Origin of the sequence: Pseudomonas sp. Ps21-P2, from assembly GCF_039672565.1 — a bacterium.
Lineage (GTDB): Bacteria > Pseudomonadota > Gammaproteobacteria > Pseudomonadales > Pseudomonadaceae > Aquipseudomonas.
Window position 1 is genome coordinate 15,772 of record NZ_JBDFPL010000017.1, and the last position, 17,207, is coordinate 32,978.

General features: G+C 55.1%; 14 protein-coding genes and 2 pseudogenes. 10 read left to right on the forward strand and 6 right to left on the reverse strand.

What is annotated here, in order from left to right; all coding sequences use genetic code 11:
* Positions 1 to 46: 46 nt before the first annotated feature.
* On the forward strand, positions 47 to 541 hold the full coding sequence (locus ABEH28_RS26590) for a GreA/GreB family elongation factor (protein WP_346631521.1): 495 nt from the start codon (positions 47 to 49) through the stop codon (positions 539 to 541).
* Positions 542 to 616: 75 nt separating this feature from the next.
* Here the strand turns inward: ABEH28_RS26590 and ettA are convergent, their stop codons facing one another.
* Positions 617 to 2,308 carry an energy-dependent translational throttle protein EttA gene (gene ettA, locus ABEH28_RS26595; RefSeq protein WP_346627974.1) on the reverse strand — a complete coding sequence of 564 codons (1,692 nt, stop codon included), beginning with the start codon at positions 2,306 to 2,308 and terminating at the stop codon, positions 617 to 619.
* A 147-nt stretch (positions 2,309 to 2,455) separates the two neighbouring features.
* Here ettA and ABEH28_RS26600 point away from each other — a divergent pair, with 147 nt between their 5' ends.
* The 5 genes from ABEH28_RS26600 to ABEH28_RS26620 all read left to right on the forward strand — a co-directional run bounded on the left by ABEH28_RS26600 (position 2,456) and on the right by ABEH28_RS26620 (position 9,705).
* Positions 2,456 to 3,721 (forward strand): site-specific integrase, encoded by a 1,266-nt coding sequence (locus ABEH28_RS26600; protein WP_346627973.1) that lies wholly within the window; start codon positions 2,456 to 2,458, stop codon positions 3,719 to 3,721.
* On the forward strand, positions 3,718 to 5,313 hold the full coding sequence (locus tag ABEH28_RS26605) for a tyrosine-type recombinase/integrase (protein WP_346631525.1): 1,596 nt from the start codon (positions 3,718 to 3,720) through the stop codon (positions 5,311 to 5,313). The genes ABEH28_RS26600 and ABEH28_RS26605 overlap by 4 nt, the downstream gene beginning before the upstream one ends.
* Positions 5,310 to 7,541: a hypothetical protein gene (locus ABEH28_RS26610; RefSeq protein WP_346627972.1), complete on the forward strand. Its 2,232-nt coding sequence runs from the start codon at positions 5,310 to 5,312 to the stop codon at positions 7,539 to 7,541. The genes ABEH28_RS26605 and ABEH28_RS26610 overlap by 4 nt, the downstream gene beginning before the upstream one ends.
* 2 nt (positions 7,542 to 7,543) lie before the next feature.
* Positions 7,544 to 7,942, forward strand: coding sequence for a hypothetical protein (locus ABEH28_RS26615; protein ID WP_346627971.1), 399 nt, complete (start codon positions 7,544 to 7,546; stop codon positions 7,940 to 7,942).
* An 800-nt stretch (positions 7,943 to 8,742) separates the two neighbouring features.
* Positions 8,743 to 9,705 carry a tyrosine-type recombinase/integrase gene (locus ABEH28_RS26620; protein ID WP_346631526.1) on the forward strand — a complete coding sequence of 321 codons (963 nt, stop codon included), beginning with the start codon at positions 8,743 to 8,745 and terminating at the stop codon, positions 9,703 to 9,705.
* A 40-nt stretch (positions 9,706 to 9,745) separates the two neighbouring features.
* On the opposite strand, the gene ABEH28_RS26625 is transcribed toward ABEH28_RS26620, so the two are convergent.
* The 4 genes from ABEH28_RS26625 to ABEH28_RS26640 form a co-directional block, all read right to left on the reverse strand.
* Positions 9,746 to 10,207, reverse strand: coding sequence for a Mov34/MPN/PAD-1 family protein (locus tag ABEH28_RS26625; protein WP_346627970.1), 462 nt, complete (start codon positions 10,205 to 10,207; stop codon positions 9,746 to 9,748).
* The gene (locus ABEH28_RS26630; protein ID WP_346627969.1) at positions 10,204 to 11,805 is read right to left on the reverse strand and encodes a ThiF family adenylyltransferase; all 1,602 of its coding nucleotides are present in this window, start codon (positions 11,803 to 11,805) and stop codon (positions 10,204 to 10,206) included. Before ABEH28_RS26630 ends, ABEH28_RS26625 begins: the two co-directional genes overlap by 4 nt.
* Positions 11,806 to 11,809: 4 nt before the next feature.
* Positions 11,810 to 12,955, reverse strand: coding sequence for a CBASS cGAMP synthase (locus tag ABEH28_RS26635; protein ID WP_346631522.1), 1,146 nt, complete (start codon positions 12,953 to 12,955; stop codon positions 11,810 to 11,812).
* A 240-nt stretch (positions 12,956 to 13,195) separates the two neighbouring features.
* A complete protein-coding gene (locus ABEH28_RS26640) occupies positions 13,196 to 13,903 on the reverse strand; it encodes a hypothetical protein (RefSeq protein ID WP_346627967.1) in 708 nt (235 codons plus the stop codon).
* Between the two features lie 183 nt (positions 13,904 to 14,086).
* Between ABEH28_RS26640 and ABEH28_RS26645 the strand changes: the two genes are divergently transcribed.
* From ABEH28_RS26645 to ABEH28_RS26655, 3 genes and pseudogenes are all read left to right on the forward strand, one after another.
* Complete coding sequence (locus tag ABEH28_RS26645) at positions 14,087 to 14,653, forward strand: hypothetical protein (RefSeq protein ID WP_346627966.1); 567 nt, start codon at positions 14,087 to 14,089, stop codon at positions 14,651 to 14,653.
* Between the two features lie 675 nt (positions 14,654 to 15,328).
* A pseudogene (locus ABEH28_RS26650) lies at positions 15,329 to 15,538 on the forward strand (integrase); the annotation flags it as partial.
* Between the two features lie 213 nt (positions 15,539 to 15,751).
* Positions 15,752 to 16,066 carry a hypothetical protein gene (locus tag ABEH28_RS26655; protein ID WP_346631523.1) on the forward strand — a complete coding sequence of 105 codons (315 nt, stop codon included), beginning with the start codon at positions 15,752 to 15,754 and terminating at the stop codon, positions 16,064 to 16,066.
* A gap of 29 nt (positions 16,067 to 16,095) precedes the next feature.
* Here the strand turns inward: ABEH28_RS26655 and ABEH28_RS26660 are convergent, their stop codons facing one another.
* Positions 16,096 to 16,596, reverse strand: a complete 501-nt coding sequence (locus ABEH28_RS26660; protein ID WP_346627964.1) for a GNAT family N-acetyltransferase — start codon at positions 16,594 to 16,596, stop codon at positions 16,096 to 16,098.
* Between the two features lie 319 nt (positions 16,597 to 16,915).
* On the opposite strand from ABEH28_RS26660, the pseudogene ABEH28_RS26665 reads away from it, so the two are divergent.
* Positions 16,916 to 17,207, forward strand: a pseudogene (locus tag ABEH28_RS26665) (calcium-binding protein); the annotation flags it as partial.

The following is a 17,207-nucleotide window of genomic DNA, read 5'->3' on the forward strand; positions in this document are numbered from 1 at the left end:
ACCCACCATGGCCCAATGTGACTAAGCCATGAACAGGAGCCCCGCCATGAGTCGCGCCTTCGTCAACGAAGACAACGCCGCCGCGCAAATCGACCCGCCGGTTGAACGGCAGATCAGCGTCCAGACCAATTACGTCACCCAGCGCGGCCTCGATCAATTGCATGATCAGGTTGAGCAACTGCAAGCGCAATACAGCGAACAGAACGCCCGGGGTGATGAGGCAGACAAGCAGCGCATGGCCGAAATCGAACGCGACCTGCGTTATTTCAACCAGCGCCTGCAGAGCGCCCAAGTGGTCAACAGCGCTTCAGATGAGAAGGTTCAGATTGGCAGCTGGGTAACTTTTGCCGACGAGGACAATGTCGAACAACGCGTGCAGTTGGTCGGCGAGGATCAGGCCGATGCGGGCAGTCAATTGATCAACTGGGCGTCGCCGCTGGGCAAGGCATTGCTGGGCGCCAAGGTCGGAGAAGAAGTCACCTGGCAGCGGCCGGTCGGCGATGCAGTCATTGAGGTCATACGCATTGAGGCTGGCGACTGACTCACTCGACTGACAATCAGTCAGACACAAAAAACGGAGCCCGAAGGCTCCGTTTTTTTATGCCACCAACCCGAATCAGGCCAGTTTCTTGTGACGCACGCGGTGCGGCTGCGCGGCTGCATCGCCGAGGCGTTTCTTGCGATCGGCTTCGTATTCGGTGTAGTTGCCTTCGAAGAACACGGCTTGGGAATCGTCTTCGTACGCGAGGATGTGAGTCGCCACGCGGTCAAGGAACCACCGATCGTGAGAGATCACAATGGCGGCGCCCGGGAAGTCCAACAGGGCTTCTTCGAGGGAACGCAGGGTTTCAACGTCGAGGTCGTTTGACGGTTCGTCGAGCAGCAGGACGTTGCCACCCTCCTTCAACGTCAGCGCCAGGTGCAGACGACCGCGCTCACCGCCAGACAGGTCCTTCACGAACTTCTGCTGATCGCCGCCCTTGAAGTTGAAACGGCCGACATAGGTGCGCGAAGGGATTTCGTAGTTGCCGATCTTGATCTGATCGGAGCCGTCGGAAATCTGCGCGAACACGGTCTTGCTGCCGTCCAGATCGTCGCGGCTCTGATCGACGCACGCCAGTTGCACGGTCTCGCCGACTTCGATGGAGCCAGAGTCGGGTTGCTCCTTACCCATCAGCATGCGGAACAGTGTCGACTTACCGGCGCCGTTACCGCCGATCACACCCACGATGGCGCCTTTAGGCATGGAGAACGACAGGTTGTCGATCAGCACGCGATCGCCGTAGCCCTTGGTGACGTTTTTGAATTCGATGACCTTGTCGCCCAGACGCGGACCGGCCGGGATGTAGATCTCGTTGGTTTCGCTGCGCTTCTGGAATTCCTGAGACTGAAGCTCTTCGAAGCGTTGCAGACGGGCCTTGGATTTCGACTGGCGCGCCTTGGCACCTTTACGGACCCACTCGAGCTCTTCTTTCATGGCCTTTTCATGGGCCGACTGCTGCTTGGATTCGGCCGCCAGACGGTCGGACTTGGCTTCAAGCCAGCCGGAATAGTTGCCTTCGTACGGAATGCCGGCGCCGCGGTCGAGTTCCAGAATCCAGCCGGCGACGTTGTCGAGGAAGTACCGGTCGTGCGTGATCGCAACCACGGTGCCCGGGAAATCGTGCAGGAAATGCTCGAGCCAGGCGACGGAATCGGCGTCCAGGTGGTTGGTCGGTTCGTCGAGCAGCAGCATGTCGGGGGCGGACAGCAACAGGCGGCACAGAGCCACGCGGCGTTTCTCACCACCGGACAGGTGTTCGACCTTGGCATCCCAGGCTGGCAGACGCAGCGCATCGGCGGCGACTTCCAGCTGGCGCTCAAGGTTGTGGCCATCGCTGGCCTGCAGGATCGACTCGAGCTTGGCCTGTTCGGCCGCCAGCTTGTCGAAATCAGCGTCCGGCTCGGCGTAAGCGGCATAGACTTCGTCCAGACGCGTTTGAGCGTCCTTGATGACGCTGACCGCTTCTTCGACCACTTCACGTACGGTCTTGGTCGGGTCGAGCTGCGGCTCCTGCGGCAAGTAGCCGATGTTTAGCTCAGGCATCGGGCGCGCTTCGCCGTCAAACTCGGTGTCGACGCCGGCCATGATTTTCAGCAGTGTGGATTTACCCGAACCGTTGAGGCCGAGGACGCCGATCTTGGCGCCGGGGAAAAACGAGAGGGAGATGTTTTTCAGGATTTCCCGCTTCGGCGGAACAACTTTGCTCAGCCGATGCATGGTAAAAACGTAAGAGCCCGTTTTGCCTGATTTGTCACTTTTTGACATGGTTTGATTCGCCTTTAATCCTGTGTTTGCGGTGCTTTAATGGTAGCGAAAACGCTTAAATTCTGGAAAGCAAAACGTTAGGTTTCGCATTGACCGTACCCTGTTCCTGACTATACTGATAAAAGTTATTTTTCATGAGGGAGCGACATGGATTTCCAGGTCATAGAGCAGATTGTGAATGGTGCTCGTAGAAAGCTGCTGGTGCAAGACTGCATCCCGGTCTACTACCCCAATCTTTACATCACCATGGAGCACTCTGGCAGAGCACTGGAAACAACAAAGAAGTACCTTGAGCATCTGATTGTGCTTGAGCAGTTTCTGCACTTTTCCTCCATTGATCTTATTTCTCGCCTCGAACAGCCCCCTCCCAGCCAATACCTGACAGACAGTGAGCTTTCTAGATTTGTATCGGACGCGGGGTTTCGCAAGGAAACCTTGGCCACGAAGTATGCAGGGATGCGCTTGCATGCGACTGCCTACAAATCCGTTGGCAAGGTCCATGCGCAGCAGCGAATCGAGGCGGTACGCGACTATGTCGCCTTCCTCTATGACAAATTGGGTGATCACTCAACGCGATATGCGGCAGTTGACGATCTGAAGAAGCGCATCAACCGCAAGATGAAAGCGGCCAGCCCTGCGTGGAAAAGTACGCGAGTCGATGAAATAAAGGGGCTGACAAGCCAGGAGCGAACTCGACTGCTGGAGATCATGCATCCGGATAGCGCCGAGAACCCCTTTCCAGATAAAGCCAACAAGCTGCGCAACTACATCATTTTGCTGTTGGGTCTCGACATGGGGCTGCGACGCTCCGAGATGCTGCTGATCAAGACCAGCGATATTCACTGGCACAGTCGTCAACTAGCAGTGGTCAACCTAGAGGATGAGAGCCTCGATCCCCGAACCATGGCCCCGCAATTCAAAACCCACGAGCGCATGCTGGTGATGACCGATGACCTGTATCACGCGATCAATGAGTACGAATTGAATTATCGCCACAGAAAACCCCGTAGCGGCACATCGCAAGCGAGAAAGCATCCGTTTTTGCTGGTGGCGCACAAGCGAAATGAGGGTGGCCCCCTGACCATCAAAGCAATCGATGGGGTTCTATCCAGGGTCCGAGAAATGGCGCCGGAACTGGCTCATGTGCACCCACATATTCTGAGACATGACGCCGTCTACACGATGCTGGAAAGCATGCGTGAGGAACTGGCAGCGCTCACGCCAGAGGATCGCACCACGCAAGTTCAAAAGACCCTCACATGGATGTTCGGCTGGAGTCCCGGATCGGACATGCCAGGCCGCTACGGCTCGAAATTCTGGAAGGAAGAGGCAGACAAAGCGATACAGAAACGGGCAGAGCGGTTTAAGGCCATCCGTCAGAGAGCCGGTAAGACACAAGGAGTTTCAGACTGAACATTGCCGTCGAAGCACTTCAGGCACCCACGAAGTTCACTCTAGATGCGTGGCTGAACACGCCTCGCCTAGCGAAATGTGGGCAGGTGTTCACACCCGCCGAACCGATGTGGAAACCGGATAAATCGGCTAGACAATCAGTCAACTGGGAAGCGGCCATTGCCTGCGTCTCGCCGGATTGGCAGCCCTGGTTGCACGCCATCCTTGCGTACCGAATGGCCGATATGGCAGCAGACACGGTTGCTAACGCCGCCAGTGGGTTGTCGCGTGCTGCTCAGGCCGGGATTGACCCGCTCAACGAGGATCACCTGATCGCTCTACGAGAGCGCTTGAGCGAAAGTGAGTTTAGTACCATTGCCACTTTGGTGGCGTTTTGGCACGACTGCGAATCTCTCGAACAGCGCCCTTCGCAACGTCTGATCGGTGCCTACCGAGCACTGCCAAGGAAAAAGCGTTCCAGTAACGATGTGATCCTTAGCCTGGACCCCAAACAAGGCCCATTCACGCAGGTAGAGCAGGACGCGCTGCATCAATGGATACATGAGCAATTTTGTCACGGTCAGTTAGATCCCGAGCAGTACCTTTACCTCCGTTTGTTGATGATTTATGGGCAACGTGGCGTTCAGGTGAGAATGATGGTTTTTGGTGATTTCACCAAAGACGATCATGGCTGCAAGGTCAGGTTTCATTGGGCAAAGCAAAAAGGCGACGAGGCGGGTTGGCGAGGAAAGTCCGAAACATTCAGTCTGGATGAGGATCTCTTCAACACCGTGCAGGCTTACAAGGCAATGATTCTGGCGCAACTCTGGCAAACGTATCCAGACGGTGCCAACTGGAATGTAGCCATTGAGAATGTGCCCCTCTTTCGCCGGAAGCTGGAAGATAAAGCAGAGCCTAGGGAGCGGATGAATCCACCTGTTTTGCTTGATAGCCCCCTTCAAAAAAGCCTCGAAGACGCGCCGCAGCCGATCTTTCATGTCGGACCAGGCACGGTCAGGCCATGGCTTGCTCGCATCGAGCGGATGGAGGGCTTTCCGATTTCGCCTCGCACCCATCAGCCGCTGAAAATGACGCGGGGGCACCGGTTCAGGCACACCCTCGGCACGGACCTTTCTAATGCAGGGCTGGATGAGTGGACTATGGCCCGCGCATTTATGCACAGCGATACTCAGACGGTGCGCAAGTACCGGCAGGTATCGGCGGAGTTAATGGCGCTGGTCGACGTGAAGATGAGCGACCATCTGGCCTTGGTTGTGAATGCGTTCACCGGAATCATCGTCACGGATCGCGCCTCAGCGAAAAACGGAGATCGAGCGGATCGACAAATCGAGGATGTGGCAGTATGCGGTGCCACTGCCGCCTGCTATCTAGATGCGCCGTTTACCTGTTACGCATGCGCAAAATTCCAACCCCTTCTGTACGCCAATCACCATGAGGTCCTTGAGCGATTGGAACGTCGTCGGATGCAAACTATTGACACGGATAAAACGACCGGTGTGCTCTGGGATCGGGCCATCCTGGCTTGTCGGAAGGTCATTTTGGATTGTGAGGGTATGCGCCGACCATCGGACTCAAGGGGAAAAGAGGAATGACCGATGCGCTTGATTCTGGACCGACCAATAACATTGTTGATTTTAAGCCCAGGAGCCAACTGGCTGCAGAGGCTCACCTCGCGGCGTTTATCGAATGGGCAAAAGATACCCTGCCCAAAGGCATTCCCAATCGAGTGAACGAGAGTATCCGCTGGGAAGACAGCAGTTGGCACCAGCATGGCCTCACAAGCTGTAGCTTCACAGCGTTAGGATCGAGCATAGATTTCCCAAAGGCGATGCAGGCGCCCTTCACTGAGTTCGCCAAGGCCATACTGGTGTACCGAAGGGTGTATCTGCAGAAAAAGACGCTGAATGACTGGGTGAACGCTCTGAGGGCGCTGGAAGTCGCGCTCTACGAGGTGAAAAGCACGCGGGATGTGACGCGGGTTTCCGCCGCTGTCTGTAATAAGGCGTGTTGCCACATGGACCTTCACTGGACAAAAGGCAATAACGCATACATCCATAGTAAGTCACTTGAAGCCATCATCACCCTGATGCGTGACAAAAAACTCCTCAGGTCAGATTTCCGATGGACCTCTCCGCTTACGCGGAGGCAGCGTGGCACGCTCAAGCAGCAAAAAACGGATCGAGAAGAGAAGCTGCCCGCCCCTGAAGCGATCAAAGCCCTCGGGGAAGTGTTCAATAACGATTTGACCAGGCCCCTTGATATCGTTGTGACATCCGCCTGTGCGCTATTGCTGAGTGCACCCAGTCGCGTGGGTGAATTGGCCGATGTTGAATTGAAGTGCTTAGTATTCAAAGAGGGTAGCCAAGGCAATCGGCGCATGTTCCTGCGCTGGTACGCGGAAAAGATAAACCAGGTGGCGCTGAAGCCCGTCGTTAAACCTGAGATGGAGCCGGTCGTCGAGCGGGTCATCATGTTATTGAAACCGATCACCGATGAGGCGCGGGCTTACGCCGCCTGGCTGGAAGACCACCCCGATGAGTTTCCGCCCCATGAAGGACTGCCATCCAAGGGACCTGATGAACCGCTCACCTACGCCGAAACCTGTGCCACGCTGAAACTCACCGTTCATGAGGGCTACAGCCCGCGAAGCGTCTTCAATGCCAACTTCCTGAAAAGCATGGAGAAGCAAAAAGCGCTCAGCCCCGCCGCCCGAATTCTATTGGCGGAGATCCGTGGCGGGTGGGATTACAGCGCAGGAAAGCGCAAATATCTTAAAGGCAAGCAGGGAGTCTGGGGTTATGAGTTTGACGATCAGAGTGTGATCACGATGCGCAAGCTCAATGTGCTGTTGCGGGAGAAGTATCTTCCAAAGAATTTTCCATACACCACGCCGTACACGGAGGGCAAAGCTCGGGTGAAGTACCGTGATGCCCTGTTTACCGTGCGCACTGGAGCAATGGCTGAAGACTCAGGTAACAGCGTTGCGACACACGGGTTTGGCGTGGAGATCGCAGCAACCACTAGCCGAATGAATGCGCAATTAGGCAACCACCCTAAAGTGAAAAGCCTGTTCGAGCGCTGGGGCTACCCCGGTGTCAAGGTCAACACGCACGCGTTTCGGCACGAATTGAACACCGCAATGCACCAGGCCGGTCTGTCGCAGCTCCTAATTGACACCTTCTCTGGACGCACGACGATGGGGTCAGTTTACAACCATGAGACCATCGAGAATCGCACCCAAAGGGTTGCAGCTTACCACCCCAAAACGAAGCACAGCACCGCTGCTCAGCGCCTGGACAAGATTAAAACCAATCAGCCGCTGAACTTGGTTGAGGTGAGGGAACTGCGCGAGGGTGAGCGGGACCGCATTATTCATCAAACCCATCTCGGCGTTTGTGTGCACAACTTCGCGTCTGAGCCCTGCCCGAAGATGGGTGCCTGCTTGGACTGCGGGCGGCTCGGTTGCGTAAAAGGAGATGACGTGAAGCTGGGCAACCTCATGGAAGAACGCGACGACCTTAAACGCCGCCTTGATAAGGCTATGGATGCACAGTCTCGTGGCGTGTTTGGGGCATCGGGGTCGGCCAAAGAACTGGGTGAGAAGCTCTTTAGGTGCGAGGCGCTAATCCAAATGCTGGAAAACTCCGAACTCGAAAACGGTGACATTGTGTGGAACGCCGATAACGGGTGGACGCTGACTAAGAATGCCGCCGCAATGTCGGGGCTGATCGAGGTCAAAGCCATTGAAGAGAACGAGGCGCAAGAGGCGTTGTCATCGTTGGATGACGTCTTAGCTTTGCTTGATGAGATCGAGGGTTAACGATGGGGCATTTAACGCCAAAGGATGAGAAAAGCATCATCAAGCTGATTGAGGAATGGTCAGAGCCGAAGCTGACTTGGCCGTTGCTCGTTGAGGCCTGCAAAGAAAAACTGGGTATCAGTCGTGCTCGCCAGTCCCTGATGAATCTACCTGCCGTGGATTTAGCGATGAGGAATTGCAAGGCGGCATTGAAGGCTCAGAAGCTGAAACCGGGCTGGGTTAGCGATATTCAGGCCGCCAACGAGCACATTGAGAAACTGACAGCGAACAATCAGAAGCTGTTAGCTGCTGTTCGAGAGATGCACAGCCGGTTTTTGATCTGGCAAGCCAATGCGGATATGCACGGACTAACGCGATCGATGTTGGAACAGCCGGTTTCACAGCTTCGAAAAAAGACGTGATCCGGTGTTCAGAAACTTATACCTAGAAAAGACTTATGGAGGTTGCGAACTGAAGCCCGCCGGCGTCTACACGGGTCGAGCCTGTACAAATGTCACAACTTACGTCGGTCACGACCTCTGTTTCGACTCGCTCAGTTATCTTCATAGCCTTGCCCCACCCTTGTGTACTCGGGGAGCCAGCATACACGTGCTAAGCAGACGAGCGTCTTCGCCCGATGTGATGCTCGTGGCGCTAATGTCGCCTATGGGCCGATAGCTGCCACTCAGTGAAGGTGGAAAAGCCTCAAGATCAAGCCCGAAGCTTTCTCACCGTCGGCCTCGTATAGACCGTGCAATCGGGCCTGATCGGTGAGTTTGTGTAGATTGAAGTGGTTGTAGAACGCTTGACCCAGTCGCTGATGCTCGAAGCTCCCTTGGCCCCAGAGCCGGATAAACTCCTCACAAGCAGCGCGTTCGATCTGTAGCGAGGAATCAGTTCCCATGTCTGGCTCCCACCAGTAGAGGTTCCCAAACGTACCAACTGCCTATCAACCCTTCAAGCTCGGCCTTTTCAATCAGATAGTCAGCTTTCGGCCAGTTGCCGCCGTTCGTGACGGGCGCCAATCGGCCCAAAGCTCACTTCAATGACAGTGGCGGAGGGCGCCCAAGTGCGCCTGGGTTGCTGACTATAACTGGCGATAAAATACGTTATCACCAGTTTTTACCGCTTGTCGGTTTTGTAGGCGAAGGCAATGCGTGACGTTGCTTTCGTGACTGTAAAGGTGAGCAATGATCGAGAAAGAGCCAATGGTTGGAATGCTATGCAGGAACTGACGAAAACCCATCAGAATGATCAGCGTCGGCTCACGTCGGTCGAATTTCAGACGCTGGCCCGGGTTCCGGCCGCGGTCGAGTGGTTTGCCAACCTCGACAACCCGCGCACTCGTCGTGCCTACCAGAATGACCTGGAAGACTTCTGTGGGTTTGTCGGTTTGGCGTCGGCCGATGAGTTTCGCGTGGTGACCCGATCGCATGTTTTGGCCTGGCGCGCCCAGCTCGAGCATCGCGGTTTAGCCGGAGCCACGATCCGGCGCAAATTGGCCGCGCTGGCCAGCCTGTTTGATCATCTTCTGGAAAGCAATGCGATCGCCGGCGGCAATCCCGTGCATGGGGTGAAACGACCGAGGATAGAAAGCAACGAAGGCAAGACACCGGCACTGGGCGATCACCAGGCCAAAGCGCTGCTCGAGGCGCCCGATGAAACAACCCTCAAAGGGCTGCGCGACCGGGCGCTACTGGCTGTTCTTCTCTATCACGGGCTGCGCCGTGAAGAAGCGGCGCTGCTGCAGGTGAGCGACATCCAGGAACGCCGCGGGATCCGGCACCTGAAGGTGCATGGCAAGGGCGGCAAGGTGCGCTACCTGCCGTTGCACCCTGTGGCAGCTGGGCGCATTCATCAGTACCTGGAAAGCTCAGGGCATCATCTGGCCGAGCGGAAGGTGCCACTGTTCATGCCGCTGCGAGGTAAATTGACCGGCGCCGGGATCACGGCCAACGGCATCTATGCCGTCGTCACGGCCTACGCGAAAAAGGCCGGAATCGAGGTAGACGGTCTGGGGGTGCACGGACTCAGGGCCACCGCGGCCACCAATGCCCTGGAGCATGAAGCGGATATCGCCAAGGTCCAGGCCTGGCTCGGACATGCCAATATCAGCACGACCAAGATCTATGACCGGAGAGAGAACCGGCCAGAGGATTCACCAACTTACAAGGTGAAGTACTAATAGAGGGAGCGCTGAAAGACCCTGAAGCGAGATTGGAATATCATCGCTGAGTAAACTCCTTACGCGTGCCATCTGCATGCATCAACTCAACATGAAGATTCTGTCGTCCGACCACCACAGCCAGCAGAGGGCGCCGATCCGCGCGGGTCTTGGCCAGAGTTCTCCATTCATCCAGATCGATGTGTGAAGGGCTCGGCACCTCTTGCGGATGGGTATGCCACTCTCCGATGTACCTCACCAAGCCATTGGTCTCCTGCCAGCGCCTGTCCGCCAGGCTCTTGTGACCATGGATCATCCGCTCGAAGAAATAGCGCAGACGGCGATCTTGACGAGTCGGCTCGCTGGCCTCGAGCACTTCGAGATGTTTTCCGCGTACATGCCCCAGCAGAATGCCTCCGGCCTCCGTCCCTTCATCGCTCTGGACATGGCGCTCGAAAATCTCTAAGACGTTTTGGCTGAGGTATACGAATTGCTCATCTAATAGCCTTTGCCAGGTAGTCATGAACCGCATGCTGGACACCCCGGACGCTTGAGAATAGTGCAGTCTGCTGTCAAAGGCTCGTGGGCTCTGCTCAATACCCGGGTGGACAGGCCGGGCCAATGGTAATTACCGACCCACGCCATGGCAGCATCGAAGCCTAGGGCAGCAGCTTGCATGGATACTGATGCGGAGAACGGAACGTAAGGCCCCTCGCAACCTTGCCCAGCAAAGAGCGGTTCGACCCCACCTTCAACCGCGTGGAAGTCTCCCCAACTCTCGTAATCACAAAGACAGCGATAGCAGCCTTCAGACGCATGGATACCGATGTACGATCGAACGGCGATACCTGCGCCTTCGATCCATATATGTAGCAGCGGACATGTTTGTGAGTGACAAGCAGCAAGCCACTGACCCAATGATTGCTCGCCGGTGGCATCGATCAGGAGATCGAACCCCTCAAGGTTCACCTCCTTGGCATCGTGGGTGATAGCCCGCACGTTCGATGCCGGCATAGCACGCTTGATCTCATCTGCCATCGAGGTAGCCTTGGGCTGGAAGCTCTTGTCGACGCCCAACCGGTGTCGACCCAGATTTCCCGGTTCGAGCCATTGGTTATCGACCAGCATGAGCTCCCCACCTAGCGAACCTGCCCCGGCCTTGGCCAGCATCTCCGCAAGATACCCGCCTATCGTTCCGCAGCCCACCATGGCGATGCGTTTGCCGGCGAGCGTGGTTTGGCCTGGAATATTGCGCTGAATCACATAGGCGTCGTCAATGCGAATCATGTGAAGCCGATGAATGCTTAGGTCATAGATAGGCAGGCGCTGATCACGATACGATCCGCGAGGAAATTTCTGTAGGTCGAATACCGCAAATCCGTAGGGCATCGAAGGTGAATCAATCACGACAATCGCGAAATCCGCTCCTTTGCGGTAGGCCTTGACAATACGTGCTTCAATTTTGCGCCGGCATGCGTCATCAAGCTGCCCTTGCCAATGTAGCAATTGCCTGACGGTGTTCGGTGGCCAAGCATCAGGCGTGGGCCTGGGTGCTGCTTTCGTCGTCACCCAATTAACAACGAAATCCAGTTCGCGCTGGTCACCCGGTCGATGCTTAAGCTTGGCTAAAGTGCGTTTTGGATCATCACTGATCGCGTAGGCTTTCCCTATTTTCAGAAGAGATCCTTCGCCGGTTTGACGCGCGCTCACATCCATATATAAAGCTTCGCCGGGCCAAAAAGCGAAAAACTCTTCAGCCAGATCGTCCACCCGCTCACCCGCCATTATCTGATCGAGCACACGCGCTGCCTGTTCAAAGGCCGCCAGCGTCTGACCAATGGGGTCAAAAATATCCACCACAGCTGTCGCTTCTGCGATGTAACACAAGAAGCCGTCTGCCCCCACATGTGGGGCGATCGGCCGCAAGCGCTCAGGTACCGGGCTCAACTGCACTAGGGGGAATGTCTGAAAAGACCGGTCGATCAACGCCAGACACGGCACGTCGCCGAAACGCGTAGGGAGTACGCCTTCAACCAGCAATGTGGACGAGCCTAGCTGGTCCACGCATCGTTCAAACCCGAGAGGTTTCAGCGATGCGAGCAGTTCAGGTATCACGCTCATCGCGTTACCCTGCTTTTGTACGCTTGACGATTTCAGAAGGGCCACGCTCAGGTGGGGTCGCGACCATCACCGCCGGCATCGGCTGCGCGGGCTGATCAGAGATAAGATCTGGACGGTTCGGGAAGCGATCACCCAGCATGGCGCACATCCACTGGCACGCCATATCTTTTTTGGCGTTGTCTGCAGTCGACGCCTCCAGGTATTTCCTGAAGGTTTCAAATTTCTCTGCAGCCTCGGCGACACCTTCCTCGCCAAGTGCATCAGTCAGGTAGACCTTGGAATCGACCGGGCTCTTTACGCCGTTGCGCAAGGCTTCCGGCAGACCTTTTACAACGTGGAGCAGCGCTAGGTCGTCTCTCTTGTAGTGGAACTGGAAGAGCGGGCAGGCTGCGGCCATCAGCAAGATGGAACTCGGGCCACCTTTGTCCCACTGCTTGTCACGAAACGCCTTGATGTAGCGAATCACTCGACGTAATTGCTCCTCTTTGTCGGAGACTTCCAGCTCGAACCATTCCTTCATTTTCAACGGGTCAGAAATGATCCATTTGTCCTCGCAGGCAAGAAGGATTTTGTCCGAAGGCAGTTTCTTCCAGCAGTCTTGTTCCGAGTCCATCGCAAGAGCTTTGATCACCTTGTAATTACGGGCCTCCATGCTGTCTACGATCTTCAGATATTGATCATCCGGGATGGCGTATAGCGGGAGATCAATATGGGCAAAAGTCGAGATTTCTACGCGTAGGCAGGTGGCTCTGGACGAAAGATCCCAGCCTTTTTCATCGCATAGTGATTTCAGGACATCACATACCGCAGCACGGAAATCTTTGATGGCCATGGTAGGCCGGTTCTCCTCCGTCACAATGCTCATCGGCAAGTAAACACCGTCATCGACATCGGACTGTTGTGGAGGGGTTTGGCAGGGGCGGTTGAGGGTTTTATAGGCCCAAGAGCCTTGAATAAAGAATTTTGGATTGCAATCCTTGCCTTGATAGCCCCTGTCTCGAAGGGCTCTTGGGAGCTTACTGCGCAACGCATCGCGCACATCTGCCCTGGCCGAATTAATGGTCTGTTTCTCGGAATTGCTGAGATCCAGTTCTTTCAAGAAGGTGGTGTGTTCATTGGAGCTGTAGAGCAGCGGGCTGAGGTTTGGCATTTGACGCCACTCCTATCTCGTTTAGGGCCTTCAATGGTCAAGCCTCATGGAGGCTTACAGGGCGCCCGGCGTCCAGCTGACGTCACGCCAAGCAAAAAACAAACCCCGCCCCACGGCCCGCCTAATCCCCAGCGGTCGTCGATTCTTTATGCAGTACTGCGAAGCGGTCGCAGCATGGATCCAATGATGCCACTACTCTACATGTAGTGCAATAAGAAGAGTTGAGCACAACATGTAGTATCATTGCGCATTGACATCAGTTCCATCGTTGCGATTCTGACCGATTTGGTTACTCCCTGTCGCAGCGCGCTCGAACGAGATGTAGCCGGCTGTATTGAGCCCTTGGTTCCAGTTGCGATCTGTAAAATACACGCCCTCCATCGAGACCTTTCCATCCTCATCACGCACCTGAACGCGAGCCGCCCCGTTGTGATGGCTACAGTCGGAAATCTTCGGATTGCTGGTCAGGTTCTCATAGATGTAATTCAGTTCGATCGTACCGTGCTGCCAGTCACGCTGAACGGCTACACAAACGGTGCTGGATTTCGAATAGCGGTCATTAGCCTCAAATTGCATGCGCACGCGGATAAAACGAGAGAAAATTTTGACCTTGCCCTGCTTGGTTATCTTGCCTTCGACCTCAGTGTTTCCTCTCAAGCGCTCAATAGCGCCCCAGTTCGATTGAAGTGTCACATCCCACGCGCCGTCGATTGGCGGGAAGTACGTCCTTACAATAGGCAATTTGCAAATCCAAGGGAAAATGAATGTCTCGCCCAAAATGAGAAAAACAAAACCAGCCAGGCTCGAAGCGCTGGACAGCGCTTTCAGTAGGTTGGCCGGCTGGTCTAGAAGCGTGATGATGTTGCCATGATTTATCAGGGCAAATATCGCAAGGGTAACAATCAGGAAAGCGATGGCTGTGTTCTTGATTCCTATCACTTGGTACATGTGTGCTCCTTTTTAGGCAAAGCCTCAGGTCAGACGCTAACTTGTCATAGCTCCGAGTGAGCGAGAATAACCGTATACCGGCACACACGCAGCCGCGTGAGCAGCATTTTGTGAGCGCAGCGCTTTGTGCCATTCCTCAGAGGTGAGAAGCTATACACTGACCTCCTGAAAAGTCGCGCATTCATGCTGTTTTCTAATGGACATCCGTCAGCACTTTCGTACGACGGCCAAGATTATGATTTTACTCACCTGCATCCGACCAATATCGTCTTCAACCTTTTGGGAGGCGTTCAGATTGCTGGTGAGTGCCGCTTCAGAAGCCACTGCTATACGCGTGAGCTGGACGCTGGAGAGTCAGAGAAGGGGCTGATCCGGATAGATGACGAGAACGGCAATGAACGGTATTTTTGCCCGGAACGGCACCAATTGAGCATGAAGCTTGGGGGCTGGATGGCTACTTGGTGCGATCAAAAATGCATCCAGGGCAAGCACTATCAGCACGGTATAGAGAACTGGTTGATCATCGAGGATGATTTGGGTGTGAAGGTAAAAGTCGCTTTCAGCATCGACAAGCACGAGACGTTAGCACTAGGAGTAATGCTGTGGATCAAAACCACACATCCTTACGACCGCAGCAAGCCTCATGAGCCTACCCGTGACAACAGCATTCCCTTCAACACACTGGCGAAAACCGTAGCTCATACGGGGAAACAGCCAAAAATCGCTAAGGCTCGGGGTGGCAGGCGATAGTCAACAGAAACAAAAACGCCGCTCAAAAAGCGGCGTTTTTGTGAACAGGATTTCGGGTGCTCTTTAAACCAGTGGTGTCTGGAGCCCTCGGCTATGAGGTCGGCTGATAGAATTCCCACACATCTTGTGTGATCCCCGCGCACATCTATCTACTGCTGAAGATACCGTCAGTTGACACTCACGTCAACTATGTCATCACCAGCGTAACGGAGTACCAGCCTATCCTCAGTGAGTTGGCAGCAGGCCTCAAGCAAAGCCTACAGCCAGTGATTTAGCAATGTTCACGAAAAATGAAACCCACCTCCCCTACCTATATTCGTCCTCCGGCCAGTCTGGCGGCACTTGCTGTTTGCGGTACCAGTGCGCACCCAAACCTATCGTCGCGCAGATCAAAACCAGCCAAACAGCAGTTTCAACAACCATTAGATCATCACTCATAGCTTTCTCTCGGGACGGGGCCAACTCTCAACGTCAGCTCTATATCCAGGTTGCCGGTGGAGCAAATGCCGCTGCAACTGACTTACCATGAAAAGGCCCCCGAACTGTCGGAAAGTCCGGAGCTTATTTAACGTAAATCCCGTTGTATGCTGCTGGCCGGTAGCACAGTCCGTAAGCCGAGTCCGAGGCCGACGGCTGCTTTGGGGCCAAAGCAGCCGCTAGCTGGGCAATGGAGGTCGCGGTTTGGCGGGCGCCACGATCCGCCGCAAATTAGCAGCGCTGGCCAGCCTCTTTGATCACCTGTTAGAAAGCAACGCGATCGCCGGCGGCAATCCCGTGCACGGGGTGAAACGACCCAGAATAGAAAACAACGAAGGCAAGACACCGGCACTGGGTGATCACCAGGCAAAAACACTGCTCAAGGCGCCGGATGAAACGACGCTTAAGTGTTCAGCGGTTCTGCGCAATAGATTACCTCGCGCGTTGCCGTGCTTAAATATCCCTAGCGGGGGTTAACATAAGTCTTTAAATCTCTAGCTACGATTAGTGGCCGTTTTTGAGCAGGTGCCTGGCTGTCTGCACCAGCTGATCCGCCTGAACGCCGCGTCCGAAAGAAATATGCATGCCGTCTGGAGTTATTCAAATACTGAGGGGAAATCCATGGAAATGTACGACGAGGTCATTTTCAGCTACCGCCTGCCAAACGGACACGAAGGCGGCCACTTCCAGACGACAGACCTCGAATGCACGCAAGACCGATACGAAGTAACGACTTCAGGCCGTCTGGTCCGTGTCTGCACCCAGGATGTCTGCGAGCGGCCTGTGGGCGACTTGAGCTATACCGGATGGCTCGACATTCGCGATGCTGTCGAAGAATACCGACTGGAGTTTACGAACGGCTCGCTGCGAGCAATTCAGATCATGGACGAAGACGAATGGGTGCTTTTCGATCCGGCCAACTGCATCGAAACATGATAGCGGCCAGACCTGGTAAAGCAGAAAGCTCAGCGCTGGCAACGCAATACGTAAAATCGCGTGTCAACCGCCATAAGCGGAAAGCTCGCTGGCAACGCGTTCTTCTCGACGAGCTCGAATCCGTGCTTTTCATAAAATCGATGGGCCGCCAGAAAATTCGCCGTGGTCCCAAGATAGATCCGCTGCAATCCTCGCCGCTGAGCAGCTTCAAGCAAGCATTCCAATAACTGTCGTGCCACACCGTACTTGCGGCCGCGCCAAGGCGCGGCAACGAACATCTTGCGCAATGCCGCCTCGCCGTTGCCGATGTCCTTTAAGCCGATCGAGCCAATCACTCCATCCTCACATCTTGCCACCCAGAAATCCCCCGCGCCGGTCTGATAGAACGTCTGGATCGCCATCAGATCGGGTTGCTCCTTAGCCGAGATGTTGATGCCAAACTCCTCCCTCTGAATGGGCACGATCATCTCGACGATGCCTTGCTCATCACCTTGCGCATAACGATCAATACGAATTTTGGAGTCAATCACCGCACTTTCCTCTCATAAGTTCTGGACCTCTGCAGTGGTTATACCCTGCGCCTCTGAAGTTTATTTTTCGCCGTGCAAACCTGAAAAAAATCTGATCATTCTTCGCCACATAGCCACTATATGAAGTAGCCGAGCGATGAAGTAGCCGAGCGGTTTAACAGAATCCCCGTTGTACGCTGCTGGCCGGTAGCACAGTCCGTAAGACGAGTCCGAGTCCGACGGCTGCTTTGGGGCCATACCGGCCCATGGCCTGCAACGAAATGGCGTTAATAGCGTTACACCACACGCGCTGTGAACCAACGGCACCTAAGGAGCAGGTATGACCCAAATTTCAGGCATCAAGAAAGCCACCAGCTATACGGATTTACAGGTCACAAGTGCCAGTAGCCAGGTCAGCAAGAACGCGATCGAACTTATCGTGCAGGGTACGCCTGGCAACGACTACATACGTGGTGGGCTGGCCAATGAACTACTGATGGGTGGAGGCGGCAACGACCAGCTAGTCAGCGGGGGGGGCAACGATGTGATGGTCTCCAGTGCCGGATACGACGGTATGGACGGCGGCGCCGGTAATGATGTATTCCGCTTCGACCGCCTCGGCGACAGCTATA

Excerpts from the sequence above, each read along its gene's own strand:
- ABEH28_RS26615 (WP_346627971.1), top strand. The coding sequence starts at position 7,544 with ATGGGGCATTTAACGCCAAAGGATGAGAAAAGCATCATCAAGCTGATT.
- ABEH28_RS26640 (WP_346627967.1), bottom strand. The coding sequence starts at position 13,903 with ATGTACCAAGTGATAGGAATCAAGAACACAGCCATCGCTTTCCTGATT.
- ABEH28_RS26645 (WP_346627966.1), top strand. The coding sequence starts at position 14,087 with ATGCTGTTTTCTAATGGACATCCGTCAGCACTTTCGTACGACGGCCAA.
- ABEH28_RS26620 (WP_346631526.1), top strand. The coding sequence starts at position 8,743 with ATGCAGGAACTGACGAAAACCCATCAGAATGATCAGCGTCGGCTCACG.
- ABEH28_RS26655 (WP_346631523.1), top strand. The coding sequence starts at position 15,752 with ATGGAAATGTACGACGAGGTCATTTTCAGCTACCGCCTGCCAAACGGA.
- ABEH28_RS26590 (WP_346631521.1), top strand. The coding sequence starts at position 47 with ATGAGTCGCGCCTTCGTCAACGAAGACAACGCCGCCGCGCAAATCGAC.
- ABEH28_RS26610 (WP_346627972.1), top strand. The coding sequence starts at position 5,310 with ATGACCGATGCGCTTGATTCTGGACCGACCAATAACATTGTTGATTTT.
- ABEH28_RS26600 (WP_346627973.1), top strand. The coding sequence starts at position 2,456 with ATGGATTTCCAGGTCATAGAGCAGATTGTGAATGGTGCTCGTAGAAAG.
- ABEH28_RS26635 (WP_346631522.1), bottom strand. The coding sequence starts at position 12,955 with ATGCCAAACCTCAGCCCGCTGCTCTACAGCTCCAATGAACACACCACC.
- ABEH28_RS26630 (WP_346627969.1), bottom strand. The coding sequence starts at position 11,805 with ATGAGCGTGATACCTGAACTGCTCGCATCGCTGAAACCTCTCGGGTTT.
- ettA (WP_346627974.1), bottom strand. The coding sequence starts at position 2,308 with ATGTCAAAAAGTGACAAATCAGGCAAAACGGGCTCTTACGTTTTTACC.
- ABEH28_RS26625 (WP_346627970.1), bottom strand. The coding sequence starts at position 10,207 with ATGACTACCTGGCAAAGGCTATTAGATGAGCAATTCGTATACCTCAGC.